Source organism: Mycetocola sp. TRD_SC_2, assembly GCF_055361225.1.
Genome location: NZ_CM143954.1, coordinates 2,682,955 through 2,706,091 on the forward strand (window position 1 = coordinate 2,682,955; position 23,137 = coordinate 2,706,091).

Here is a 23,137-nt window from a genome sequence, read left to right on the forward strand (position 1 = left end):
CTTAGCCCTCTTCGGCCAGAGCGTCGACCTTCTCGGCCGCAGCCTTCAGTGCCTCTTCGAGGTCACCTTCACCGGAGATCACGGCGCGGGTGTACGCGTCGCGGAGGTCCTGCAGCATCTCGACGGTATTGCTGCCGGCCGGGACTTCGACGGTTCTCGACGCCTGGTCACCAAATTGCGTGTACGCCGGGTTCGCTTCGAAGTAATCCGGGTAGGTGTCAGGGAGGTTCGCACGGAGCGGCATCTGGCCGGTCAGCTCAAGAAGCTGGCCGTCCTGTTCCTCACTCGTCGCGAACTTGAGCACGTCCCACGCGGTCGCCTGGTTCTCGCAGGCCGAGTACAGGCCGACGTTCTTGGCATCGCTGAACGTGTAAGTGTCCTCCGGCGCGGTCCCGTCGCTCGTCGGAACCGGAACGGCACCCCAGTTGACGGCATCCTGATAGACCGAAACGGCCCACGGGCCGACGATCGCCATGGCAGCTTCGCCGTCGGCGAATGCATCGCCCTGGTACTGCTCGCGACCGGAGAGGCCTTCGTCGTAGAGCGTCTTCCAGAACTCGGCGACCGCGATCCCCTCTTCTCCCGCAAATGTGGCCTTGCCGTCCTCCACGAGTCCCATGCCACCGGTTTCAGCGGCGAACAGCGGGAGGAAGTCGAACTGGGTCTGGAAGAACTCGCTTGTCGGTGCCGGGTTAATGGCGAACGGGGCTGCTCCTGATTCGACGAGCGTCCGCGAGGTCGCAAGGAAGTCGTCGTAGGTCGACAGGTCCGGGTTCTCCGGGTCGAGCCCCGCTGTGGCGAACATGTCCTTGTTGTAGAAGATCATGACGGGGTTCGACTTCCACGGCATCTGGAAGTAGCCGCCATCGGGTGCCTCGTATTGCGCGGCGGATTCTCCACTGCGTTCCTCGATGTATGAGACTCCGTCTTCGAACGAGGCGAGATCGACGAGACCCCCCTGTTTCTGGAACTGACCCACAGCGGATGGTGCGGTGTTGAAGACGAGGCAGGGCGCGGTGCCCGCGGTGATGGCAGCGCCGATGACTTCTTCACTCGACTTGCCTGCAGGGATCTCCTGCCCCGTGATTTGCTCGTCAGGGTTTTCGGCGTTCCACGCCTCGACCATGGCTTTGCCCCAGGCGACTTCCTGCTCGTTGTTCGAGTACCAGATGGTGATGTCTCCCCGAGCGGAGAGGGCGTCGCTGGCGCCACCCCCTCCACCTCCTCCGCCCGAACAGGCGGTGAGCGCGAGAAGGGCGATGGCTGCTGTGGCCGTCGCGGTGATCCGAGTGCGTCGTTGCACGGTGTTTCTCCTTAACTGCGGGCGGCGCGTTTGCCGCTGTCTGATGGTGCTGGGCCGGTAGAGGCCCGGATGAGAAGTGAGGCGGGCGGAAGCTCGACGCTCTCGGCTGAGCCGGAGCCGATGAGTTCCAGCAGGGTGCGCGCTGCGACCCTGCCCCACTCCGCCGGGTCGCTCGTGATGGTGGTGAGGGCTGGAAAGACATAGCCGGAGATGTCGGTGCCGTCGAAACCGGTGATCGACAGATCGTCGGGCACGCGAAGTCCCCGTTGCTGTGCGACGCCGAGTCCTGCAATTGCCATGGGGTCGTTGGCGTAGACGATCGCTGTCGGAGGGCGAGGGTCGTCGAGGAGCCGCTTCGTGGCATCCGCTCCGCTGGAGGCGGAGAAGTCGGTGTCGATCACGAGTGACGGGTCGAGCTCTGCTCCTCGCATCGCCTCGTCGAATGAGCTTCGGCGACGTCCACCGTGCATCATGAGCGGGTCGCCGGCGACGTGCGCGATGCGCGTGTGGCCCAGGGAGGCGAGGTGTTCGACGGCACTCGTGATTCCGTGGGTGTCATCGACCTGGACAAAGGGCATGTCGTCGCGGCCTGCCGGGTGGCCGAGGGCGACGGCGGGCAGCCCGAGGTCGGCGAGTTCGGCGAAGCGCTCGTCGTTCTCCCGGAGGTCGGTCAGGAACACTCCGTCGACGCGGTTGTCACCAGCGAGTGTCCGGTACGTGCGGAGCTCGGCTTCGGCGTCGGGCACGACGCTGAGCACGAGTGCCCTGCCCTCTTCGGTGAGGACCGATTCGACTCCCGCGATGAAGGCGGGAAAGAACGGGTCCGCGCTGATCACTTCGGCCTTGCGGCGGATCACGAGACCGAGAGCGAATGATGTGCGGGTCGACAGGGATCGAGCAGAGAGGCTGGGGCGCCAGCCGAGGTCTCCGGCGACTTCGAGGATTCGCTTTCGGGTCTCGGGAGAGACACCGGGCTTGTCGTTGAGGGCGAACGAGACGAGGCCTTTGCTGACTCCGGCGGTGCGCGCCACATCCGTGATGGTCGGCTTGCGAAGTGCCATGTCGTCTCCACGCTGAGTAACGGCTTCCCGGCGCAGCTTAACCGGTTTAGGTTCAAACTATACCGGTTTAGGTGTTGGGTCAAGGATTGCGCGCGAGCTTCCGTTTCTCCACAGGTTGTTCTGGCTTGAAAACTATCCACAGCCGGGTCTTTTCACCGGCTTCGTATCGGCGGAATGTCGGTGGCCGCCGGAAGAATTGGGGCATGGAAGAACTCCACGACGACAGTAACGAGAGGCGCGCTGAGCTGCAGCCGAACCTCTCGTCCAGATCGCCGCTGGAGTGCGATGGCGTGGAATTCGTAGGCACCTGGCCGCCTCTCCAGGAGTTCGACGACGCAGCGCCCGACGACACCGAGGCATCCGCCCCGCAATTTGTCGAGTCAAGCTACACCCGGGTTCTCGCTGAAAGCTGTTCGAGCATCGTGGATGAGATCGCGGAGATCGACCGGGCAGAGGCGCGAAGGCAAGCGTGGAAGGTCGAGCTCGTCGATGAGGCGCGGCGTGCATCCGAGGCGACGCTGCACGGGGTGCCCATACTGGGGTCGACGTTGTCGCCGGCGAAGCAGCAGGAGATGGCGCGACGGTCGCTGGTCGCAGAACTTGCCTGTGCGTTGCGGATGCCGGAGGCCACGGTGATCGGGACGATCGCGGAAGCGGAGGCGTTGATGCATCGGCTTCCAGCGACCATGGGGGCCATCAGAGCTGGCGACATCTCGTATCGGCATGCTCGAGTGATGGTCGACCAGACCGCCGCTCTCGGTAACGATGCCGCCCTGGCGCTCGAGGAGCAGGCGCTGCCGCATGCGAGAACTCTGACGGTTCCGAAATTCCGCGCCAAGACGCGCCTGTTGCGTGAGAACCTCGACCCGGAGTCGATCACCGACCGCGTTGCCCGCTCCGCGAAGGGCCGCCGCCTCGAGTTTCAGCCTGCCGACGACGGGATGGCATGGCTGAGCCTGTACACGACCGCCCCGGAGGCCTCGTCGATCTATCGCGCCGCACGCGACGCCGCGATATCGGCGCAGAGTCCGCGCGATGCTCGCACCCTGACGCAACTGACGGCAGACGTATTCACCGACGCTGTGTCGGTTGGGCTGTCCGGGGAGGTTGCCCCAACGCCAGGAAACAAGGAGGTCGGGTCGCCGCTTGGCGCCGGGTCGCCGCTTGGTGCCGGATCGGCGTTCCGGCGTATTTCGCCGACCGTTATGGTAGCGGTTCCCGCACTCACGCTTCTGGGGATCACGGACTCCCCAGCCGTTCTCGAGGGTTATGGTCCGATCGATGCAGACAGCGCCCGAGCTCTCGCCGGGCAGTCCAGGACCTGGTACCGGATGTTGACCGATCCGAAAACGGGCGCTCCGATTGCCCTCGACAACACTCAGTACCGGCCAACCAAAGCGATGAAGCGGTACCTGCGATACCGCGACGGCACCTGCAGGTTCCCGGGGTGCAATCGAGCCGCGGCACACTGTGACCTCGACCATACGCAGGCTGCCGCGTTCGGTGGTCGGACCGAGTGCGAGAACCTGTCGCACCTGTGTCGAAAACATCATCGATTGAAACATCAGTCCACCTGGAAGGTGGAACAGCGGGGCGAGGGGGTGCTCGAGTGGGTCTCCCCCGGTGGCAGGAGCCACGTCACAGAACCTGAGGTGCTGCTTACTCCGCCCGGCTTCGGATCCGCCCCGCAGCCGCCGCCGAAGCCCGCACCACCCGAGCAGCGAGAACTGCCGCAGGCGCCGCCCGTTCCGACACCCGATGAACCGCCACCGTTCTGACGACGCAGCGCCGCCGCGCGACTGCCCTCAGCGGAGGATGACGACCTCGAGGTCGACAGCGTCGCATCCGCGCCGTTCGAGAACCTCGACGCGGTCCGCTCGCAGAACATCACCGGCCGAAAAGCGGCGATCTGTCGAGACGAGGACCCGGCTCACCCCATTGACGAGGAGCACCGGGCTGGCGAGCGCCCGCAGCGGCGGCGTCAGGCGCCGCTCGATCGTTTCGATCAGCACATCAAGACCTGCGACTCCAACAAAAGTGCCGTCGACTGCTACCGGCGCTGCTGCCGTCATCGTGTACTCGTCACTGCAGAGGTAATCGACATATGGCCCTGCCACGTGCGAGTTCCCGGTGATCGATGGGACCCGGAACCACTCAAGATCTCGGTAGTCGATGCTCTGCTTGATCGATTGCGGCGGGAATACAAGCTTCCGCCGGTCTGCGCCCTGCCACCACGCCAGATGACTGGGTGCGTCAGCCAGCAGATCCAGGGTGGCGATGAAGCCGGCACCGTAGATCGGTTCATCGGCGAAGTTGAGCAGCTCATTCGCGTGCGGTTCGACGAGGTCATCCATGCGAGTGGCTGTCAGCCCTTCGCTCCCGCTTTCGATGATTTCACTCGCGAGCCGGGCGGCGTGCTCCTCAAGCATGGGCAGCAGCTTGGCGAAGTAGGCAGAAACAATCGAGGAAGCGGACTCGAGTACCGTCGTCACAGCATCCCCGGGCGTCGGGACCGTCGTCGCGGACATGCCGTCTCCCATCATCGAGCGCTGCGTCAAAGCGACATCACCGTGAACGGCATCGTACACAGGCGGCACCCGATCAGGCATCATCTGCCCGCAAACGCAGCTCGTCAAGCGCATCGATGGCGTGGGCGATGAGCCGTTCAATGGCTGATCCCGCGGCGTCCTCGTCGCCGGATTCGACCTCGCTGAGTACACCTTCGAACAACTCGCGGTGGTGCACCCGGATACCAGCATCGACGTCGATGAGACGGAGCAGCGGCGAAAGCTCCGCCTGCAGTCGCATCTGGTCGCGAGTGAGGCGCGCCGACTGGCTCAGGGCTACGAGCTCAAGAACCAGATCGTCCATGTTCTGACGCCACGCGCCGAGTTCAGTTGGGCTGAGCTCCCGCCCGGCGAGACCGTCCAGCCTGCCCAGCCGCGAACGGATGGCCGCGACCTCGATCGGGGCCGAGCGACGCGCAGCCAACCGGACTCCTGCCATCGTCAAAGCGGCGTAATGCACTCCGAGGTCACGGATCGCGAATCGCGATGACGCGACGAGAGTCTCACGGGCAAACTCAAAAGGATCGGCTTCTTCCGAGACAAAGCTGCCGCCGTTCCTGCCACGACGGGTGACGACGAGTCCCCGCGATCGCAACCCGAGGAGAGCCTCGCGAACGGTGACCGGCGCAACGCCCATGGTGCGCGCAAGATCTGCTTCCGAGGGGAGTCGATCGCCAGCCCGCAGGTGGCCTCCGGTGATTGCCTCGGAGATTCGCCGTTCCACGAGTTCGGCCCGACCAGCGTCACCGATCGGGAGGAACATCGCACCCTGGAGTCGATGTGGTCGCCGATCCGACGCCTGGGGCTGGCTGCTCACGATCCCCATCCTCTCACCCGGCACGTCCTGTCGCCCTCCGGCAGCGTCGTGGAACGCGAATGTCACGATTGTGACACACGCTTGAAATATGACATCTGGTTTTATATGTTTACTCGTGCACGGAGCACAGAGTCGTCCCGAGGAGAGAACCGCATGTCGTCACCCATCGCCACCACCATGGCTCCATCGACGGCAGCGGGAGACGTGTCCCTCACCGGCGTGAGCAAGACCTTCGGCGAGTTGACCGCTGTGCAGAATCTGGATCTCGACGTTCCGCAGGGCGAGTTCCTGTCCATGCTCGGCCCCTCGGGCTCTGGCAAGACCACAGTTCTGCGAATGATCGCTGGCTTCGAAGACGCGACGAGCGGCAGCATCCGGATCGGTGGCGAAGATCTCACGCGGATGCCCCCACACCAGCGCCCGGTCAACACGGTCTTTCAGGATTACGCTCTCTTCCCTCACCTCATGATCGCCGAGAATGTCGCGTACGGACTGCGGGTTCGTGGGCAATCCAAGGGCGACCGGGAGGCCGCCGTCGCGAGCGCGATCGCGCAGGTCAAGCTCGGACACGTCGCAGAACGCTTGCCCCACCAGCTCTCCGGAGGTCAGCGCCAGCGCATCGCCCTCGCTCGCGCGCTCATCCTCCGTCCGCGGGTTCTGCTGCTCGACGAACCACTCGGTGCACTCGACAAGCAGCTCCGAGAAGAAATGCAGATCGAGCTCAAGAGCATCCAGCGAGACGTCGGAATCACCTTCATCTTCGTGACGCACGATCAGGAAGAAGCCCTGACCCTGAGCGACCGAGTGGCGGTCTTCAACAACGGACGAATCGAACAGATCGGAACTGCCAGGGAGGTGTACGAGTACCCACAGACTGAGTTCGTCGCCCGGTTCCTCGGCCTCTCGAACATCATTCCCTCCGACACGGTCGAACGGCTCACCGGGAAAGCGCGGGTCGTCAGCGTACGTCCGGAGCGCGTCCGTCTCCTGACCGAAGCGGACACGGCATCCGACAACGACATCATCCTCGCTGGCACGGTCGCCGAGATCGTGTACACCGGTCCAACCACACGCGTTCTCGTGGATACCGCCGACGGTATTCGGCTGATCACCGAAACCCAGAACAGTCACCACCCGGCAGCCGACGTTGAGGTCAGACGCGGCGACAGAGTGCGCGTGGCCTGGACAAATGACCACGCCGCCACCTTGCCCTGACACCACGACATCACTCATCCAGCACCAGGAAATACCGACACAAGGAGCAGTCCATGAAAAGCAGGTTCTTCACCGGCGCCGCAGTCGTTGCGGTCGCCGCCCTCGCGCTTACCGGCTGTACGGCAAGCGCTGACGAGTCCGACGCCGGCGGAGGCGCACTCAAGATCGACGTACCCGATCTCCCGATGCACGAAAAGATGGGCGACTTCGAAGACTCGCTCGACATCGTCGCGTGGAGCGGATTCGTCGAGCCCGCCTGGTCCGACGACTTCACGGCCGAAACCGGATGCACCGTCAACCGTCGCGTCGCCGGCACCAGCGACGAGATGGTTCAGCTCATGCGCACCGGCGACTACGACCTCGTGTCGGCTTCGGGCGACGCGAGCTTGCGCCTCATCGCCGGTGGCGACGTCGCCCCGATCAACCTTGACCTGGTTCCGAACTTCGGCGACGACATCGTCGAGGGAATGAAGGGCCAGATCTACGACACGATCAACGGCAAGTCGTACGGAGTGCCCATCGGCCGCGGCGCGAACATCCTGCAGTACAACAGCGAAGTGGTGACGGAAGAGCCGACGAGTTGGTCTGTGGCGTGGGAGTCCGACAGCCCGTACGCCGGAAAGATCATCGGATACGACGCACCGATCTACATCGCGGACGCCGCCGTCTACCTGATGGCGCACGAGCCGGACCTCGGCATCGAGAACCCCTACGCACTCGACAAGGAGCAGCTCGCTGCAGCGATCGACCTTCTCAAGCAGCAGAACAAGATCGTCTCGGAGTACTGGGCAGACCCTGCCGCGCAGATCACGTCGTTTGTCGGCGGGAACAGCGTCATCGGAACGTCGTGGGAAGTACTGCGCAAGCTCAGCGAGGACGAGAAATTCAAGAGCGTCCTTCCTGAAGAAGGATCGACCGGCTGGTCCGACGCCTGGATGATCTCCGCTGAATCCGACAGCCCCAACTGCGCGTACGCGTGGATGGACTACACCAGCGCCCCCGAGGTGAACGGTCAGATCGCCATGGGATTCGGCATGGCTCCTGCTAACGCCGCATTCTGCGACCTCAATGACGAAGCGAAAGCACACTGCGATTACTTCAACGCCACCGACGAGGAGTACTTCAAGAAGGTGTGGTTCTGGACCACCCCCATCGAACAGTGCATCGATGGCCGCACCGACGTGCAGTGCACGAACTTCCAGGAGTGGACTGACGCCTGGCTGACCGTCAAGGGCTAGCCCGCGAGGCTGGGCGGTGCCCGACGGCACCGCCCAGCCATCTTCGGCTGAGACCGGCCACACTTCGATTGAAAGGTAACGCCCATGAAGCGTCGCGCTCACCTTGCGGGACTGCTCGCCCTGCCGATGTTCTGGCTCGTCGGCATCTACATCTTCTCGCTCGTCATGCTTCTTGTGACGGCGTTCTGGACGACCGACCCGTTCACGTCGAAAGTGAAACCCGGCTTCACTCTCCGCAACTTCGAGCAACTGATCGCGAACCCGGCCTACCTGTCGACGGCTGTCCGCACCCTCCTCATCGCCCTCGCCGTGACGGCGCTGTGCATGCTGATCTCGGTTCCCCTGGGCATCTTCATGGCGAAGATCGCGAAACCATGGCTTCGCGCTCTGCTCGCCGTCGCCATTACACTCCCGCTCTGGGCGGGCTATCTCGTCAAGATTCTCGCAATGCGCGTGACCTTCACAGACGCCGGTTTCTTCAACTGGGCGCTTGCACCCTTCGGGATCACGGGTCCCAGCTTCAGCATCACCACCGTCATCCTGACCCTGACCTACCTGTGGCTGCCGTACATGGCCGTTCCTGTTTATACAGCGATTCGGCAGCTCCCCGCCAATCTCTTCGACGCATCGGCCGACCTCGGCGCTGGGGCATGGCGGACGATCCGCACGATCGTTCTTCCCCTCATCAAACCGGCCATCATCGCCGGATCGATCTTTACCTTCTCGCTGAGTCTGGGTGACTACATCGCGGCCAAATTCGTCGGCGGCTCCACCCAGATGATCGGAAGCATCATCGCGTCGAACATCAACCTCAACCCGCCGATCGCCGCGGCGTTTGCGGTCGTGCCCATCGCTTTCGTCGTCGTCTATCTGCTGAGCGTGCAGCGCACTGGCGCGCTCGAGCGGATGTAGGGAGTTCTCTCATGCTCAGACTTTCCCGTGGGGCCCGAATCGGTCTCGGCACCATCGTCGCCGCCGTCCTCGTGTTCATGTACACACCCCTTCTGCTCGTTGTGTTGAACTCCTTCAACGCCGCACGAATCGCGAGCTGGCCCATCCGCGAGTTCTCACTCGAGTGGTGGGGAAAAGCGTTCGTGAGCGAACCGATTCGTGCCGCGCTGCTGAACTCGGTACTCGTTGGTCTCGGAGCGACCGCGATCGCACTGATCCTGGGAACCCTCGTTGCGTTTGCGCTTCAGCGGTATTCCTTCTTCGGCAAGCAGAGCGTCAACCTGCTTGTGGTGCTACCGATCGCTCTGCCCGGTGTGGTCACCGGTGTCGCACTCAACAACACCTACAACCAGCTCCTGGAACCAATCGGCATCCAGGTCGGCTACTTCGGGATGATCATCGCTCACGCGACCTTCTGCATCGTCATGGTGTTCAACAACGTGTTCGCGCGACTCCGCCGACTGAGCCCGAACGTCGAAGAGGCATCTCGCGATCTCGGGGCGACGCCCTGGCAGACCTTCCGGCTCATCACCTTCCCGCAGTTCCGGTCCGCGTTCATCGCCGGAGGCATCCTCGCGTTCGCCCTGTCGTTCGATGAAGTGGTCGTGACCATCTTCACCGCTCCCCCCGGCGTCGACACTCTTCCCCTGTGGATGATGAACCAGATGGCGCGCCCCAACGAGGCGAGCATGGTCAACGTTGTCGCTACGGTCGTGATCCTCTTCTCACTCCTGCCGGTCTGGGCATCGCAGCGCCTCGGACGCGAGATCGGTGATCGCGACTGAGCCGTCGGCCCGGTGCAGCAAGAGCGGTCAGTGCAACAACGCTCAGTGCAGCAACAGGGATGCGATCAGCAGCACCGCGACCGAACCGAAGGTCGTGAGCAGCACGGTGTCACGGGCAAGCAGGACACCGCGGTCATATCGCTGGGCATAGTTGAAGACGTTCTGAGCGGTCGGAAGCCCGGCGAGCACCACGATTGCGAAGAGTTCGGTTCCCGTGATCCCGAATCCGTACTGCCCGATCAACCACGCAGCCACCGGCATGAACGCGAGCTTGATCGACGTTGCAAGAACAACATCCCGCCTGCTGCCGCCCGGTTCCAGAACCCGCGTGCCGTGCAGTGACATCCCATAATTGATGAGCATCATTGGCACCGCAGCAGCACCGATGAGGCGGAACGGTTCCATGACCGGCACCGGAATCTCGAGATCGGTAACCGAGACGATGAGCCCCAGCAACGAGCCGATGATGATGGGATTCCGGAACGGCTGGGTGAGAACCCTTCCGACGGATGTTTTGCCACCGGTCCCGACATCGAGGAGCGTCAGTGCGATCGGGGTGAACACGAGCAACTGGAGCAGCACAACCGGCGCCGAGTACGCGGCATCCCCCAGCACATATACCGAAACCGGAATGCCAATGTTGTTGGCATTCACGTAGCCGGCGCTGAGCGCGCCGATGGTTGCCTCTGGCAGCTTCCGGCGCCAGAACACGGCGGCAACCGCGAGGAAGAGAGCGAACGCAGCAACCGCGGCGAGCAGTGACACCACGAGGAGCGGCGAGAACAACCGGTCGACCTCGGCATCGGCGAGAACCGTGAACAACAGGAACGGCGAGAGAACGAAGAACACTGTCCTCGCAATGACCGGCTGACCGTGAGGCCCGAGGAAGTCGGCCCGACCGACGATATAGCCCACGAGGATGATGGCGCCGATGACGCCGAAACCCGTGAGGACGCCAGACACCCCCTCATTCTGTCAGGTCGACGACCGCGGGCTGCACACTGGCTCTAGCTGTCCGCCCTCCGCCTCGCTACCCTCGAATCATGCCCCACGTCGACGTGCCGGGAGCCCGGCTTTACTACGAAACCGCCGGTCACGCCTCAGAGGAACCACTTCTCCTCCTTCACGCCGGCATCGCCACCCTCCGCATGTGGGATCCGCTCATCGACTCCCTCGCGACAAACCACTACGTGATTCGCTACGACACCCGCTGCTTCGGCCAGACGAGTAGCCAGCCCACAGGGTTCTCCGATCGCGACGATGCACGCGCGATCCTCGACCATCTCGGCGTCTCACGGGCCACCTTCATCGGAGCGTCCAGGGGCGGGCGCATCGCCCTCGACGTCGCCGTGGAAACACCGGAGCGAGTGGCCGGAATCGTGACCGTCGGATCGGGACCCAGCGGATTTCCCGAGGTGGAACTCACCGACGAAGAAGACCGGATCTGCACCGACATCGACCAGGCCTGGGAAGCTCGAGACTTCGGCAAAATACTCGATCTCGAAACGCGGCTCTGGGCGATCGGTCCCCTCCGGAACGAGGACGAGCTCGATCCCGAGTTCGTCCGCACCGCCTACGAACTCGGCCGCTCGAATCTGCACCACCAACCGGGCGTTGACGCACCGGCAGACGAACTCGAACCGCCCGCATACGACCGCGTCGTCGACATCGATGTGCCTGCACTCGTCACCGTGGGTGAATTCGACATCTCCCGGGCACTCCTGCAGTTCGAATACCTCGCGGCAACGATCCCCGGCGCCACCCGCCACATCTTTCCCGACACCGCCCACCTGCCAAGCGTCGAGCATCCACGCGAGTTCATTGCCGTGATCTCCTCGTGGCTGTCCGAACGCCAACTGTGATCGGTAGTTCCTTACCGGCCTGACGTGAGATCCCGCACCAGCCGCGGCTTCTTCCAGTGGACAACCTCTCTCAGCCACCGCCGAAACGGGTAGGCCAGGCGAACTACGAAGTAGTTGATGTACTCGACGGCGCCGAAGAGCCACACGGCCGTGACCAGCATGAGGATGCTGGCCTGGTCGGGCTTCCACACCACGATTCCGATGAGACCACCGACGAGTAGCCCCACGTTGCAGATCCGGAACACCCGATAGAGGTTCGCGGCAAAGGACGGCATCTGCGAACGCCCCACCCAGGTTCGCGCCAGCAACCAGTACATGCCCGCCTGCACCAGTATCGCGAGTAACGGCACAAGAGCCGACCACAGCGCAGCCCGATCCGTCGCCTCGAGCCGGGGGGAGACGACGGTAACGGCTACGGCAGCGAAAACTCCTGCCGCGATCAACTCTCCAGCGCCAAGGCTCAGATAAGCCCGACGTAGCGTGTCTCGCCGGGCGTCGGACATCCAGCCACCCTAGCGAGGAAACCGATGCTGCGAAATACGGCTACCGTGACACGTCTTCTTCGGTCTCCCGCTTTGCCCGCGTCACCACGTCGTACGCGGCGAGCGCCGCCTTTCTCGACGCCGCAAGGTCCACGATCGGCTGCGGGTAGGCATCCGTTCCCCACTCGGGCACATTCTGGCGGATGTACTCGCCGTGCGGGTCGAACTTCTTGGCCTGCAGCTCCGGGTTGAAAATGCGGAAGTAGGGCGCCGCATCCGCCCCCGAGCCCGCCACCCACTGCCAGTTGAAAGCGTTGTTGGCCGCATCGGCGTCGACGAGGGTGTCCCAGAACCACTGCTCCCCGAGCCGCCAGTCGATCAGCAGGTTCTTCGTCAGGAAAGACGCGACGACCATCCGCACCCGGTTGTGCATGCTCCCTGTGCGCCACAGCTCCCGCATTCCGGCATCGACGATCGGGATGCCGGTGGTTCCCCGCTGCCAGTTGGCGAGCGCCGACTCGTTGAGCGGAGGCCAGGGGAATGCGTCGAACTCTCGCCGCCAGTTGACGGTCGCGAGATCGGGAGCAGCGAACAGCACATGAGAGCAGAAATCGCGCCAGCCCAGTTCGGTGAGAAACCGGGTCGCCCCTGCGGCCGCCGCAGCGCCGGCGCCCCGCCGAACCTGCTCCGTCTCGGAAAGCACACGGTTCGGGCTGATCTCCCCCCAGCGCAGGTGCGGAGAGAGCCCGGATGTCGCGCCCTGCGCCGGAATATCGCGCTCGGTGTCGTAGGCGGCGAGCTTCTCATGGAGGAACTCGTCGAGGAGACGATGAGCGGATGCCTCGCCCGGCTCCCACGCGTCGCGCAGGCCACCTCCCCAGTCCGGTCGCGTCGGCAGAAGCTGCCAGTCGTCGAGGTCGTCACTGAGGGCCGTGCCCGCCCAGCCGCCGATCGCGGTCGGGGCGTCGAGCGGCGCGCGGGGAGGCGGTGCCGCCTGACATGCGCGCCAGAACGGGGTGAAGACGGAGTACGGAGTGCCCTGGCCAGTGGCGATCGTCCACGGTTCGTAGAGCAAGGAGGCGGCAAAGCTCGAGACCTCGACACCGTCGTTCCGCAGGCCGGACTTCAGCCGCGCATCGACCTCTCGCTCGGCCCGGCCATAACGCCGGTTCCAGAACACCGCGCTCGCACCGGTCTCGGCAACAAGTGCGGGAAGTGCCTGCTCAGCAGGCCCGCGCCGAAGCAGGAGTCGCCCACCGATTTTCTCGAGCGACGCGGCGAGTGAGGCGAGGCTGTGATGCAGCCACCACCGTGCGGCGCCGCCATAGGGCCGGAACCCGTCTGATTCTTCGTCGAGAACATAGATCGCGATCACGGGTCCGCCTCGGGTGACAGCGGCGGCGAGCGCCGGGTTGTCGTCAATTCTGAGGTCGTCGCGGAACCAGACGATCGAGGGTACGCCAGCCATGTCGGCCAGTGTTACACAGTGTTTCGGTGGAGCGAGCAGGGTTGCGGGCACCTCATTACCGTGTAGATACCCGCTTCCTCTCTCGGAGATCCCATGTACCTCGCCAGCACAGCACCCGCCGCCTCCGGCAGCGCGTCCGCTCGCACAGGCACGGCGGATGCCGCGTTCGCGGTGGAATTTCAGGGCCTCGGCCGGTCGTTTCCCAGCGACCGCGGAGCATCCCGAACCGTCCTTCGCGACGTCTCGATCACCGTGGAGCCTGGCGAAGTCCTTGCCATCCTCGGCACGAGCGGCTGCGGAAAGTCCACTCTGCTCCGCATCGCCGGCGGACTCGACACCGCGACGGCGGGGCGTGTGCTCATCGACGGCACGCCGGCCACAGACTTCGACGACCGCACCGCCGTCGGTTTTCAGGAACCACGGCTGCTGCCGTGGCGCAGCATCACAGACAACGTCGCCCTCGGGCTTCCCCGAGGAACCCCCAAAGCTGACGGCGCTGCCCGCGTCGCCCGGTTGATCGAACTCGTCGGACTCAGCGACTTCTCCGGGCACCGCCCACGGGAGATTTCCGGCGGGATGGCGCAGCGAGCATCCCTCGCCCGTGCGCTCGCCCGCAATCCAGGCGTTCTGCTCCTCGACGAGCCATTCGGCGCTCTCGACGCACTGACTCGGTTGAAGATGCAGGATCTACTGCTCGACGTGCATGCCGCTGCGCCCACCACTGTTCTCCTCGTCACCCACGACGTCGACGAAGCCCTCCAGCTCGCCGACCGGATCATCCTGCTCGGCCGCTCGAACGACGCCGACGGGTCGACCATCGCCCAGGAGATCGTCGTTCCTGGGACCCGTCCGCGCGACCGTGGGTCAGCGGAACTCGCCGAGCTTCGCGGCCGCCTTCTCGACGGCCTCGGCATCGACCGCCACGGTCAGGCCCGCGGCGTCGAAACGACCACCGCGATCCCCCACTTCCCCTACTAAACCCACAAAGGACCCTCATGATTCGCAAACGCCTCTCGGCCGCGGCGCTCCTCGCCGGCGCAGCCGCCCTCCTCCTCACCGGATGCGTTGCCGGTGAGAACGCCGGAAGCGCATCGGAGTCCACCACCGACGCCAGCGGAGAGACCGTCACGACCGGTGGCGAGCTCAACATCGACTTCGCCACCTACAACCCGCTCTCCCTCATCATCAAGGAGAAGGGCTGGCTCGAGGACGCCCTCGAGGATCAGGACGTCACCGTCAACTGGCTCCAGTCGGCTGGCTCCAACAAAGCCAACGAGGCTCTCCGCGCCAACGCCGTCGACGTCGGTTCGACCGCTGGCTCGGCCGCCCTTCTCGCCCGCGCCAACGGTTCACCCATCCAGGTCATCGACCTGTACTCGCAGCCGGAGTGGTCGGCGCTCGTCGTCGGACCCGACTCCACCATCACCGACGTCGCCGAGCTCAAGGGCAAGAAGATCGCGGCGACCAAGGGAACCGACCCGTACTTCTTCCTGCTCCAGGCGCTTGAAGAAGCGGGCCTCAGCCCCGCAGACGTCACGATCGAGAACCTCCAGCACGCCGACGGCTGGGCCGCGCTCCAGAACGGTTCCGTCGACGCGTGGTCCGGGCTCGACCCGATCATGGCCGGCGCGGAGCAGGAAGGCGCCAATCTCATCTACCGCAACGTCGACTTCAACAGCTACGGATTCCTCAACGCCACCGAGAGCTTCCTCGAGGAGAAGCCCGACCTCGCGCAGGCCGTCGTGAACGCCTACGAGCACGCCCGGGTCTGGGCCTCCGAAAACCCCGAGGAGACCGCTGAGATCCTCGCGGATGTCGCGGGTCTCGACCTCGAGGTCGCCACCAAGGTCATTGCGGAACGCTCGAACCTCGACGTCGACCCGGTTCCCGGCAGCGCCCAGCTCGATGTCCTCGAGATCATCGGCCCGATCTTCGTCGAAACCGGTGACGTGCCCACTCAGGAGAAGGTGGACGCGGCACTCGAGTCGATCGTCAACGACAGCTTCGCGACGAAAGCAGACCCCGACGCGATCGGTTAGTCGCCCCGGCGGGAGCCCGGATCCGGGCTCCCGCCTTCCACGTTCTGAGGACTGAGCATGACGAGCAACGACACCCTGACGAGTGATCGGCGAACCGCGGATGCCGTCGGCGATGGTCCGGCAAACGACCCGGTCATCAGCCGCCCGCTGACGCGTCGCACCTGGTTCATCGCGCTCGGTGGCGCGCTGATCCCGGTGCTGGTCCTCTCGATCTGGCAGCTGGTCACCTCACTCGAGCTCGTCCCGGTATCGCAGCTTCCCTCCCCCGTGATGGTGTGGGAGGCGGCCGTCGACCTCGCCAAGCGCGGTGACCTCGGTCTCTACACCGCAATCTCCACCCAACGCGTGCTCATCGGTTTCGCCATCGGCGCCGGCCTCGGCCTTCTTTTCGGGGCCATCGTCGGCCTCTCCAAACTCGGCGACATCCTTCTCGCTCCGAGCCTCGGCGCCATCCGCGCCGTGCCGTCGCTCGCGTGGGTTCCACTCCTCATCATCTGGCTCAAGTACGGAGAAGAGTCGAAGATCACCCTCATCGCGATCGGCGCGTTCTTCCCCGTGTACACGACCGTCTCCGCCGCCCTCCGCCACGTCGACCGCCAGCTCGTCGAAGCCGGTCGCGCGTTCGGGCTGGGTGGCGCCCGCCTCTTCACCACCGTGCAGCTCCCCGCGGTCCTGCCATCCGTCGTCTCCGGGCTGCGGCTCGCCCTCGCCCAGGCGTGGCTGTTCCTCGTCGCCGCCGAGCTGCTCGGGGCATCCATGGGTCTGGGCTTCCTGCTGAGTGATTCCCAAAACAACGGCAGGCTCGACCGCATCTTCCTGGCGATCGTGCTCCTCGCCCTCCTCGGCAAGATCACCGACTCCCTCGTCGGGCTGTTCGAGCGCTGGGTGAACAAGCGCTGGAGCTGATGCGTCTCTTGTGAAACTGCGGCGTTGTTGGTGAGATGGAGGTGTTCGCGAAGCGCTACCCGCGCCGATGCGAACCCGCCCACACCACGGGCAGCACCATCACCCACAAGGAGATTTCGACAATGACGTCACCATTCCATGCGGGCGCGTCCCTCGACGCCCTGCACTCCCCCACCATCGACCACGAAACGGTCCTGGTCACCCGCGGCATCCGATCTTCTCTCACGATCAGTGTCGCCGTTCACTCCACAAAACTCGGCCCAGCCCTCGGTGGCGCCCGGGTCTGGAACTACGGGTCCTGGCTCGAAGCCGTGGAGGACTCCCTCCGGCTTTCCGCCGGAATGACCCTCAAGAACGCCGCAGCAGGACTCGCCCGCGGCGGCGGCAAGTCCGTCATCTTCGTGCCGCACGGGACCTCACTCGACGACACCACACGGAGGAACGCGATGCTCGACCTCGGCGACGCGGTCGAGAGCCTCGGCGGCAGCTATCAAACGGCGGAGGATGTCGGCACGAGCGCCAACGACATGGCCATCGTCTCGGAACGGACCCGGCACGTCTCCGGGCTCCCCGCCGATCGGGGCGGCGTCGGTGAACCGAGCGATGCGACAGCCGCCGGTGTGTTCTCCGCCGTTCTCACGACACTCGACACGGTGCTCGGGAGCCCGCTCGTGCGCGGCAGGCACGTTACCATCTCCGGGCTCGGACAGGTCGGCGGACGTCTCGCCCGCACACTGGCCGCTGCCGGAGCATCCCTCATCGTCACAGACGTGAACCCCGCACGCCGGGCCCTCGCCGAGGAGATTGGCGCGAGTTGGATCGAACCGGGCGACGAGCACCTTTTCGAGACAGACCTCTTCATCCCCTGCGGTGTTGGCGGTGCGCTCACCCGGGAGATCATCGCCGAGTTGCGCTGCCGTGCCGTCGTCGGAGCCGCGAACAACCAGCTTGCCGAACGCGATGGCGCCGAACAACTGGCCGAGCGGGGCATCCTGTGGGCGCCGGACTTCATCGTCAACGCGGGTGGAGTGATCTACCTCGACATGGCGTCACGGCCGGGGGCCGACCTCGACTCGATCCTCACCCGCGTCGATGGCATCGGTGACACTCTGCGCTCGGTGTACCGGTCGGCGGCGGAGCAGGGAACGACTACGCTCGCCGCAGCCGAGAAGCTCGCGATGGAACGGCTGGAGGGCGCGACGCTGCGAGCGGCGTAGGGCGCACGAATTCACTCGTTGCGGACCAGATCACGCAGCGCGCCGGGCGTATCCGTCCGCCGCGAGTGAATTCGCGACCGGGGTTCGGCAAGAACGGATGCCGCGGGCCGGCCGCTCAGCGCTTCGCCCGGTAGCGGGCGCGGTCCTCGGCCGGCAGGTGCTCGGTCGCATAGCTCAGTGCCGTGCGACCGAGCGCCGCCGCGTGAGTGTCGAGAAAGCCGGTGAGCAGGGTCTGGTCATTCCGTTTGCCGACCTCACGGAGCATCCAGCCGACGGCTTTCTGGATGAGGTCCTCCCGATCGCCGCTCAGCAGCTCGGCAAGCTCGAGCGTCGTCGACGGGTCGCCCGCGTTGATGAATGCTGCGGTCGCGATCATCGCCACCCGCCGGTGCCAGAGCACATCGCTCCCCGCGAGTTCGAACAACACGTCGCGGGGCCGGTCGAACAGGTAACTACCGAGCAGCGTCGGCGCCGAGGAGTCGACGAGGTCCCAGTTGTTGACCCGGCCCCGACGCACCACCTCGAGGTAGAACACGGCGAGCTCCCGCCGTGCCTGGTCGTCGAAGCCGCGCGGTTTCGACGCACGCTCGAATCGCGCGACGAGGATCAGCAGCCCGGCGAGCCGGTGCTCGTGCACCGCGCTGTCGAGCAGTACGTCCACCTCGACGAGCGGAAGGTCGACGAACCGCTTGACGACGGCGCGGGTGGCGGGAACCGTCACACCGAGGAACACATCGCCTTCGCCGTACTGCCCTGGCCCAGTCTTGAAGAACCGGCTTGAGCTCAGGGCCCGCTCCGGCGACGACACCTCGGCGAGCGCGTCCTGCACGTCGTGCGCTGTCGCATCCGTCATACCGGCACTCTAGCTTCGGCTCTCAACCTCACCCCACGCAGTAAAGCTGCGCCGCGGCGACGAACGACGCAGCTCTCGGTCGTGAGAGTCAAGAAAACGCCTGACCGTGGGCCAATATGCTCGACGTATCCGCAGTTCTCACACTCAAGCACCGGGAGGGTAGTTATGTCGAAATCTCACGCACAAGTGATCGTTGGCGAGCCCGAGGTGCTTGAAGACCGCACCGACCTGGCCACCCACCCGGCCTGGCTCCGCCTCAAGGACGCTGCCGCCGGCATCCGCCCACTGCAGGTCAAGGACGGATCGATCCCGGAGACGGATGCTCACGCCTCCGCCCGCGAGTTCGTCGCGACGATCGTCGGCGCGGTCCGCGAGCTGGCGTCACTGTTTCCGTGGGACGCCGCGTACCTCGACGCCGTCGTCCTCGACATGGAGCGCTGGGCCCGCGAGGACTTCGGTGTGCCGGACTTCTTCGACTCGCTGATGGCGTTCCAGCCGCAGGAGCACCGCATCGATGGCCGCACGCACCTCGTGCTGTTCCCGATGTACACGCAGAACGGATCGACCGACCGCCTGGTCGAAGCCGTGATCGTCGAAGTGCTCTGGCCCGAGTTCATCGCCGAACTCGAAGCCGGCGACTACTCGAACAAACTGTTCGTACCGATCCGCTTCGTCGACTTCACGCCCGGGTACGACACGAACTCGGCCGTACTGTTCCCTGAGACCGTCGCGATGCGCGCCATCCCGACCTTCACCTGGGGTGCGATCTTCGCCGACCGCGAGGCAGCGCGGTTCCGCCGTGTGGTCAAAGCCGCGGCCGAGATCACCAAGCTCGAACTTCCGGCAGACGCGCAGGCTCTGCTCGAGGATCAGAAGCTGACCGAAGAGACCTTCGTGATGTGGGACCTCATCCACGACCGCACCCACATGCGCGGCGACCTTCCGTTCGACCCCTTCATGATCAAGCAGCGGATGCCGTTCTTCCTCTACTCACTCGAGGAACTGCGCTGCGACCTCACCGCGTTCCGCGAATCGGTGAAGCTCGAGCGCACGCTGTCAGCGCAGAGCCCCGCTGAGCTGAGCGCGGCCGAGACGGAGATCCTCGCCCACGCAAAACTGGTGCAGTACGCGGTGATCTTCGACCGGATCTTCCGGTTCGCTCTCACGGGCAGTCGCGTGCGCAATTATGACGGGCTCGGCGGGCAGCTGCTGTTCGCGTGGCTGCACCAGCACCACGTTCTGCACTGGACAGACACCGCGCTCACGATCGATTGGGCTGAAGTGCCCGATGTCGTCGTCGCCCTCGGCAACGCCATCGATGACCTGTACTGGCGCTCGATCGACCGCCCGAAGGTCGCGCACTGGCTCGCTGCATATGAACTGGTGTCCGGCACCGTCGAGCCACACCCCGCATCGAAGTGGGCGCGCGGTTTGCCAGACGACGTGCTCACCGGGGCGCCGAAGGGGTACACCGACCTGGTGATGGACGACGAGTTCCCGCTCAGCATGTTCTACGAAGCACTCTCGAAGAAGATGCGCGACGTGATCGAGTCGACCGCTGGGATCACCGGTCGTGACTGATTCCCCCGTCACCGCAGTCGCTGGTCGTACCGTGCTCATCGCCGGTGCGACCAGCGCTGCGGGAATCGCGGTCTGCCGAAGCCTCGCGTCAGCGGGTGCCCGCGTGGTCGCGGTCGGATCGGACGCTGAACGCCTGCGAGCGGTGACCGACGCGGTTCCGGATGCCCTGACGCACGTCTGCGACCTCAGCAATTTCAATGAGGTGGTCGCCCTCGGCGAGCGCGTGCACTCCGAGAACGGACCGATCGACGGGCTCATCCATCTCGTTGGCGGCTGGCGTGGTGGCGGAGGGCTCGCGGGCCAGGCCGACGAAGACTGGGACTTTCTGCACTCCCGCGTCCTCACGACCCTGCGGAACACGACCCGCGTCTTCACCGACGACCTCCGCGCATCGGATGCCGGCCGGCTCGTGATCGTCTCCTCGACGAGCGTCGATCGTCCGACACCGGGTGGCGCCAATTACGCGGCAGCGAAGGCTGCAGCGGAGACCTGGGTGCGTGCGATTGCCGCGGGATTCGCGAAGTCTGCACCGGCGGCATCCGCCACCATTTTCGTCGTGAAGGCACTCGACGGGCTCGAGGCACAACTCGCGTCAGAGGTGACGGCCCTGTGGGACTCGGGTGCAGCATCCGGATCGCTGTCGCGGGTCGTGCTTGACCCGGCTACCTGACACGATTCTCCGTCTCACGACGGATGCCACGTGACCGCGCGACTCGTTAGCGTGAGAGAGTGACTTCTTCAGCCTCGCACCTCGTCGACCCGGGCGACTCTGCGTGGCGCCGGCCAGCGGTGTCGCCAAAGGACCTGCGCGCCGACGCCATTCTCGCGGCCGTCCTCTTCGTCGGCACGCTGATGAGCCTCGTGCTGTACGACATCGCGGGTGTCTACGAGGAGCCGGCACCGATGTGGATGAGCCTCATCTGGGCAGTCCTCATCACCCTTCCCCTCGCATTTCGGCGGCGATACCCGAACACTGCCGCGATCATCGTGTCGGTCACCTTCATCGCCGGTGGTGAGCTGAGGGTGCCCGAGTTGCTGTTCTGCAACATCACCCTGTTCATGGCTCTCTATGCCGTCGGCGCGTGGGTCGACAACCGGCGAACAGCGATGCTCGTGCGCGGGCTCATCATCGGGGCGATGCTCAGTTGGCTCGTGATCGCGATGCTCCGTGAAACCACCAACCCGGAGGGACTCGACGGGTTCTCCCGCGTCGGCGCCTTCTCACCGCTCGTCGCGTTCCTGATGATCCAGATCCTCACCAACCTGCTCTACTTCGGTGGCGCCTACTACTTCGGTGACCGGTCATACGCTGCGGCGAGGCAGAAGGCGCTGCTCACCTACCGCACCGACGAGCTCGAACGGGAACGGGAACTGACCGCAGACCAGGCCGTCGCGCTCGAGCGTGTTCGGATCGCCCGCGAACTGCACGACGTCGTTGCGCACCATGTGTCGGTCATGGGGGTGCAGGCCAGCGCCGCACGCACGGTTCTCGATTCGGACAGGGCAGCGGCACGGGATGCCCTCGCGAACATCGAACTCGGCGCCAGGTCAGCCATCGATGAGCTGCAAAAACTTCTGCATACCCTGCGTGAAAGCGACCCCATCGACGCGGCATCGACGAGCGCATCGACGCTCGGCCTCGAATCCCTGAACGCTCTCGTCGGCGACTCGACGGGGTCGGGGATGCCGACGACCCTCAGCGTCATCGGCGAACCGTCGGATGTGTCGCCGCTCGTCGCCCTCAGCGTGTACCGGATCGCCCAGGAAGCACTCACCAACGCCCGCAAGTACGCCGGACCGGGTGCCACCGCCGACGTGCGACTCCGCTATCTCGCGGACGCCCTCGAGCTCGAGGTGACCAACACAGGCACCGTTCCGTTGACCCCGCGCCCAGGCGGACTCGGCCAGATCGGTATGCGGGAGCGTGTCGACGCGCTCGGCGGCAGCCTCGAGCTCGGCCCCCGCCAGCGCGGCGGATATCTGGTCCGCGCCCGCCTTCCCCTCGCCTCTGCACCCCCTTTGTCGGCATCGACCCCGACGGATGCCGCCACCGACCCGACACCGGAGGCCCTCGACCGGCTCCCGCCGAGGAGTAACCGATGACCCCGACCCGCGTGCTCCTCGCCGACGACCACGAGATGGTGCGGGCCGGGTTCCGCATCATCCTCGGTTCCCAGCCCGACATCGAGATCGTCGGAGAAGCCGCCACCGGCGCCGAGGCTCTCGCCCGCGCTGCGGAGCTGACGCCGGACGTCATTTGCATGGACGTCCAGATGCCGGATATGGACGGGCTCGAAGCGACACGGAGGATCGTTGCGGACGACTCCGTGGCATCCGCCGTGCTCATTCTCACCACGTTCGACCGTGACGACTACCTGTTCGAAGCGCTGCGGGCAGGGGCGAGCGGGTTCCTGCTGAAGAACTCGACGCCGGAGCAGCTCATCGACGCCGTTCGCGTCGTCGCCTCGGGTGATGCTCTACTCGCCCCGGCGGTGACCAGGCGCGTGATCGAGCGTTTCGGGTCACCGGTCGAAGCGAGCACAACGCCGGCGACGCCGCCCGCCGCGCTCGAGACCCTCACCGACCGGGAGGCCGAGGTGCTGCAGCTCGTGGCTCAGGGGATGTCGAACGCCGAGATCGCCACTCAGCTGTTCGTCGGGGAAGCAACGGTGAAGTCGCACGTGTCGAAGGTGCTGCAGAAGCTCGGCCTTCGCGACCGGATTCAAGCCGTGGTCTGGGCGTACGAGAACCGGGTTGCTGTCCCAGGGGGGTGAAACGCCAATCTCGGCGCC

Annotated in this window: 22 protein-coding genes; 14 read left to right on the plus strand and 8 right to left on the minus strand. The window is 65.1% G+C overall.

Going from position 1 to position 23,137, the window contains the following annotated elements; genetic code table 11:
- Position 1 precedes the first annotated feature (1 nt).
- The gene (locus ACWA1Q_RS12840; protein ID WP_463757864.1) at positions 2-1,303 is read right to left on the minus strand and encodes an extracellular solute-binding protein; all 1,302 of its coding nucleotides are present in this window, start codon (positions 1,301-1,303) and stop codon (positions 2-4) included.
- Between the two features lie 11 nt (positions 1,304-1,314).
- Entirely contained in the window at positions 1,315-2,364 is a 1,050-nt protein-coding gene (locus ACWA1Q_RS12845; RefSeq protein WP_463757866.1) for a LacI family DNA-binding transcriptional regulator, read from the minus strand.
- A gap of 203 nt (positions 2,365-2,567) precedes the next feature.
- On the opposite strand from ACWA1Q_RS12845, the gene ACWA1Q_RS12850 reads away from it, so the two are divergent.
- Positions 2,568-4,142 (plus strand): HNH endonuclease signature motif containing protein, encoded by a 1,575-nt coding sequence (locus ACWA1Q_RS12850; RefSeq protein WP_463757867.1) that lies wholly within the window; start codon positions 2,568-2,570, stop codon positions 4,140-4,142.
- Positions 4,143-4,169: 27 nt separating this feature from the next.
- On the opposite strand, the gene ACWA1Q_RS12855 is transcribed toward ACWA1Q_RS12850, so the two are convergent.
- Together ACWA1Q_RS12855 and ACWA1Q_RS12860 are read right to left on the minus strand one after the other, a co-directional pair.
- The gene (locus ACWA1Q_RS12855) at positions 4,170-4,892 is read right to left on the minus strand and encodes a cache domain-containing protein (RefSeq protein ID WP_463757869.1); all 723 of its coding nucleotides are present in this window, start codon (positions 4,890-4,892) and stop codon (positions 4,170-4,172) included.
- Positions 4,893-4,965: 73 nt separating this feature from the next.
- Positions 4,966-5,757, minus strand: coding sequence for a FadR/GntR family transcriptional regulator (locus ACWA1Q_RS12860; RefSeq protein ID WP_463760868.1), 792 nt, complete (start codon positions 5,755-5,757; stop codon positions 4,966-4,968).
- A gap of 144 nt (positions 5,758-5,901) precedes the next feature.
- Between ACWA1Q_RS12860 and ACWA1Q_RS12865 the strand changes: the two genes are divergently transcribed.
- From ACWA1Q_RS12865 to ACWA1Q_RS12880, 4 genes are all read left to right on the plus strand, one after another.
- A complete protein-coding gene (locus tag ACWA1Q_RS12865; RefSeq protein WP_463757871.1) occupies positions 5,902-6,963 on the plus strand; it encodes an ABC transporter ATP-binding protein in 1,062 nt (353 codons plus the stop codon).
- 53 nt (positions 6,964-7,016) lie between these two features.
- Complete coding sequence (locus ACWA1Q_RS12870; protein WP_463757873.1) at positions 7,017-8,201, plus strand: extracellular solute-binding protein; 1,185 nt, start codon at positions 7,017-7,019, stop codon at positions 8,199-8,201.
- An 84-nt stretch (positions 8,202-8,285) separates the two neighbouring features.
- Complete coding sequence (locus tag ACWA1Q_RS12875) at positions 8,286-9,113, plus strand: ABC transporter permease (protein ID WP_463757874.1); 828 nt, start codon at positions 8,286-8,288, stop codon at positions 9,111-9,113.
- 11 nt (positions 9,114-9,124) lie between these two features.
- Complete coding sequence (locus tag ACWA1Q_RS12880) at positions 9,125-9,937, plus strand: ABC transporter permease (RefSeq protein WP_463757876.1); 813 nt, start codon at positions 9,125-9,127, stop codon at positions 9,935-9,937.
- Between the two features lie 42 nt (positions 9,938-9,979).
- On the opposite strand, the gene ACWA1Q_RS12885 is transcribed toward ACWA1Q_RS12880, so the two are convergent.
- The gene (locus tag ACWA1Q_RS12885) at positions 9,980-10,900 is read right to left on the minus strand and encodes an AEC family transporter (RefSeq protein WP_463757877.1); all 921 of its coding nucleotides are present in this window, start codon (positions 10,898-10,900) and stop codon (positions 9,980-9,982) included.
- Positions 10,901-10,980: 80 nt separating this feature from the next.
- Between ACWA1Q_RS12885 and ACWA1Q_RS12890 the strand changes: the two genes are divergently transcribed.
- Positions 10,981-11,799, plus strand: coding sequence for an alpha/beta fold hydrolase (locus tag ACWA1Q_RS12890; RefSeq protein WP_463757879.1), 819 nt, complete (start codon positions 10,981-10,983; stop codon positions 11,797-11,799).
- 11 nt (positions 11,800-11,810) lie between these two features.
- Here ACWA1Q_RS12890 and ACWA1Q_RS12895 read toward each other — a convergent pair whose 3' ends face one another.
- Positions 11,811-12,302 (minus strand): hypothetical protein, encoded by a 492-nt coding sequence (locus ACWA1Q_RS12895; RefSeq protein ID WP_463757880.1) that lies wholly within the window; start codon positions 12,300-12,302, stop codon positions 11,811-11,813.
- Between the two features lie 40 nt (positions 12,303-12,342).
- Positions 12,343-13,749, minus strand: coding sequence for a cryptochrome/photolyase family protein (locus ACWA1Q_RS12900; protein WP_463757882.1), 1,407 nt, complete (start codon positions 13,747-13,749; stop codon positions 12,343-12,345).
- A 93-nt stretch (positions 13,750-13,842) separates the two neighbouring features.
- Here ACWA1Q_RS12900 and ACWA1Q_RS12905 point away from each other — a divergent pair, with 93 nt between their 5' ends.
- The 4 genes from ACWA1Q_RS12905 to ACWA1Q_RS12920 all read left to right on the plus strand — a co-directional run bounded on the left by ACWA1Q_RS12905 (position 13,843) and on the right by ACWA1Q_RS12920 (position 17,911).
- Positions 13,843-14,727, plus strand: coding sequence for an ABC transporter ATP-binding protein (locus ACWA1Q_RS12905; protein ID WP_463757884.1), 885 nt, complete (start codon positions 13,843-13,845; stop codon positions 14,725-14,727).
- A 17-nt stretch (positions 14,728-14,744) separates the two neighbouring features.
- Positions 14,745-15,788 (plus strand): aliphatic sulfonate ABC transporter substrate-binding protein, encoded by a 1,044-nt coding sequence (locus ACWA1Q_RS12910; protein ID WP_463757885.1) that lies wholly within the window; start codon positions 14,745-14,747, stop codon positions 15,786-15,788.
- A gap of 57 nt (positions 15,789-15,845) precedes the next feature.
- Positions 15,846-16,694, plus strand: a complete 849-nt coding sequence (locus ACWA1Q_RS12915) for an ABC transporter permease (RefSeq protein ID WP_463757886.1) — start codon at positions 15,846-15,848, stop codon at positions 16,692-16,694.
- Between the two features lie 122 nt (positions 16,695-16,816).
- A complete protein-coding gene (locus tag ACWA1Q_RS12920; RefSeq protein WP_463757888.1) occupies positions 16,817-17,911 on the plus strand; it encodes a Glu/Leu/Phe/Val dehydrogenase family protein in 1,095 nt (364 codons plus the stop codon).
- A gap of 115 nt (positions 17,912-18,026) precedes the next feature.
- Here ACWA1Q_RS12920 and ACWA1Q_RS12925 read toward each other — a convergent pair whose 3' ends face one another.
- Positions 18,027-18,764 (minus strand): DNA alkylation repair protein, encoded by a 738-nt coding sequence (locus ACWA1Q_RS12925; protein ID WP_463757889.1) that lies wholly within the window; start codon positions 18,762-18,764, stop codon positions 18,027-18,029.
- A 165-nt stretch (positions 18,765-18,929) separates the two neighbouring features.
- Here ACWA1Q_RS12925 and ACWA1Q_RS12930 point away from each other — a divergent pair, with 165 nt between their 5' ends.
- The 4 genes from ACWA1Q_RS12930 to ACWA1Q_RS12945 are packed head-to-tail and all read left to right on the plus strand — an operon-like array spanning position 18,930 to position 23,119.
- Entirely contained in the window at positions 18,930-20,345 is a 1,416-nt protein-coding gene (locus tag ACWA1Q_RS12930) for a DUF6421 family protein (RefSeq protein ID WP_463757891.1), read from the plus strand.
- Positions 20,338-21,015, plus strand: a complete 678-nt coding sequence (locus ACWA1Q_RS12935) for an SDR family NAD(P)-dependent oxidoreductase (protein WP_463757892.1) — start codon at positions 20,338-20,340, stop codon at positions 21,013-21,015. The genes ACWA1Q_RS12930 and ACWA1Q_RS12935 overlap by 8 nt, the downstream gene beginning before the upstream one ends.
- A 59-nt stretch (positions 21,016-21,074) precedes the next feature.
- Entirely contained in the window at positions 21,075-22,448 is a 1,374-nt protein-coding gene (locus tag ACWA1Q_RS12940; protein ID WP_463757893.1) for a sensor histidine kinase, read from the plus strand.
- Positions 22,445-23,119: a response regulator gene (locus ACWA1Q_RS12945; protein ID WP_463757895.1), complete on the plus strand. Its 675-nt coding sequence runs from the start codon at positions 22,445-22,447 to the stop codon at positions 23,117-23,119. Before ACWA1Q_RS12940 ends, ACWA1Q_RS12945 begins: the two co-directional genes overlap by 4 nt.
- The last annotated feature ends 18 nt before the right edge of the window (positions 23,120-23,137 follow it).

Coding starts and splice junctions, on each gene's coding strand:
- ACWA1Q_RS12845 (WP_463757866.1), bottom strand. CDS start 2,364: ATGGCACTTCGCAAGCCGACCATCACGGATGTGGCGCGCACCGCCGGA.
- ACWA1Q_RS12850 (WP_463757867.1), top strand. CDS start 2,568: ATGGAAGAACTCCACGACGACAGTAACGAGAGGCGCGCTGAGCTGCAG.
- ACWA1Q_RS12855 (WP_463757869.1), bottom strand. CDS start 4,892: ATGTCCGCGACGACGGTCCCGACGCCCGGGGATGCTGTGACGACGGTA.
- ACWA1Q_RS12860 (WP_463760868.1), bottom strand. CDS start 5,757: ATGGGGATCGTGAGCAGCCAGCCCCAGGCGTCGGATCGGCGACCACAT.
- ACWA1Q_RS12865 (WP_463757871.1), top strand. CDS start 5,902: ATGTCGTCACCCATCGCCACCACCATGGCTCCATCGACGGCAGCGGGA.
- ACWA1Q_RS12870 (WP_463757873.1), top strand. CDS start 7,017: ATGAAAAGCAGGTTCTTCACCGGCGCCGCAGTCGTTGCGGTCGCCGCC.
- ACWA1Q_RS12875 (WP_463757874.1), top strand. CDS start 8,286: ATGAAGCGTCGCGCTCACCTTGCGGGACTGCTCGCCCTGCCGATGTTC.
- ACWA1Q_RS12880 (WP_463757876.1), top strand. CDS start 9,125: ATGCTCAGACTTTCCCGTGGGGCCCGAATCGGTCTCGGCACCATCGTC.
- ACWA1Q_RS12890 (WP_463757879.1), top strand. CDS start 10,981: ATGCCCCACGTCGACGTGCCGGGAGCCCGGCTTTACTACGAAACCGCC.
- ACWA1Q_RS12895 (WP_463757880.1), bottom strand. CDS start 12,302: ATGTCCGACGCCCGGCGAGACACGCTACGTCGGGCTTATCTGAGCCTT.
- ACWA1Q_RS12900 (WP_463757882.1), bottom strand. CDS start 13,749: ATGGCTGGCGTACCCTCGATCGTCTGGTTCCGCGACGACCTCAGAATT.
- ACWA1Q_RS12905 (WP_463757884.1), top strand. CDS start 13,843: ATGTACCTCGCCAGCACAGCACCCGCCGCCTCCGGCAGCGCGTCCGCT.
- ACWA1Q_RS12910 (WP_463757885.1), top strand. CDS start 14,745: ATGATTCGCAAACGCCTCTCGGCCGCGGCGCTCCTCGCCGGCGCAGCC.
- ACWA1Q_RS12915 (WP_463757886.1), top strand. CDS start 15,846: ATGACGAGCAACGACACCCTGACGAGTGATCGGCGAACCGCGGATGCC.
- ACWA1Q_RS12920 (WP_463757888.1), top strand. CDS start 16,817: ATGACGTCACCATTCCATGCGGGCGCGTCCCTCGACGCCCTGCACTCC.
- ACWA1Q_RS12925 (WP_463757889.1), bottom strand. CDS start 18,764: ATGACGGATGCGACAGCGCACGACGTGCAGGACGCGCTCGCCGAGGTG.
- ACWA1Q_RS12930 (WP_463757891.1), top strand. CDS start 18,930: ATGTCGAAATCTCACGCACAAGTGATCGTTGGCGAGCCCGAGGTGCTT.
- ACWA1Q_RS12945 (WP_463757895.1), top strand. CDS start 22,445: ATGACCCCGACCCGCGTGCTCCTCGCCGACGACCACGAGATGGTGCGG.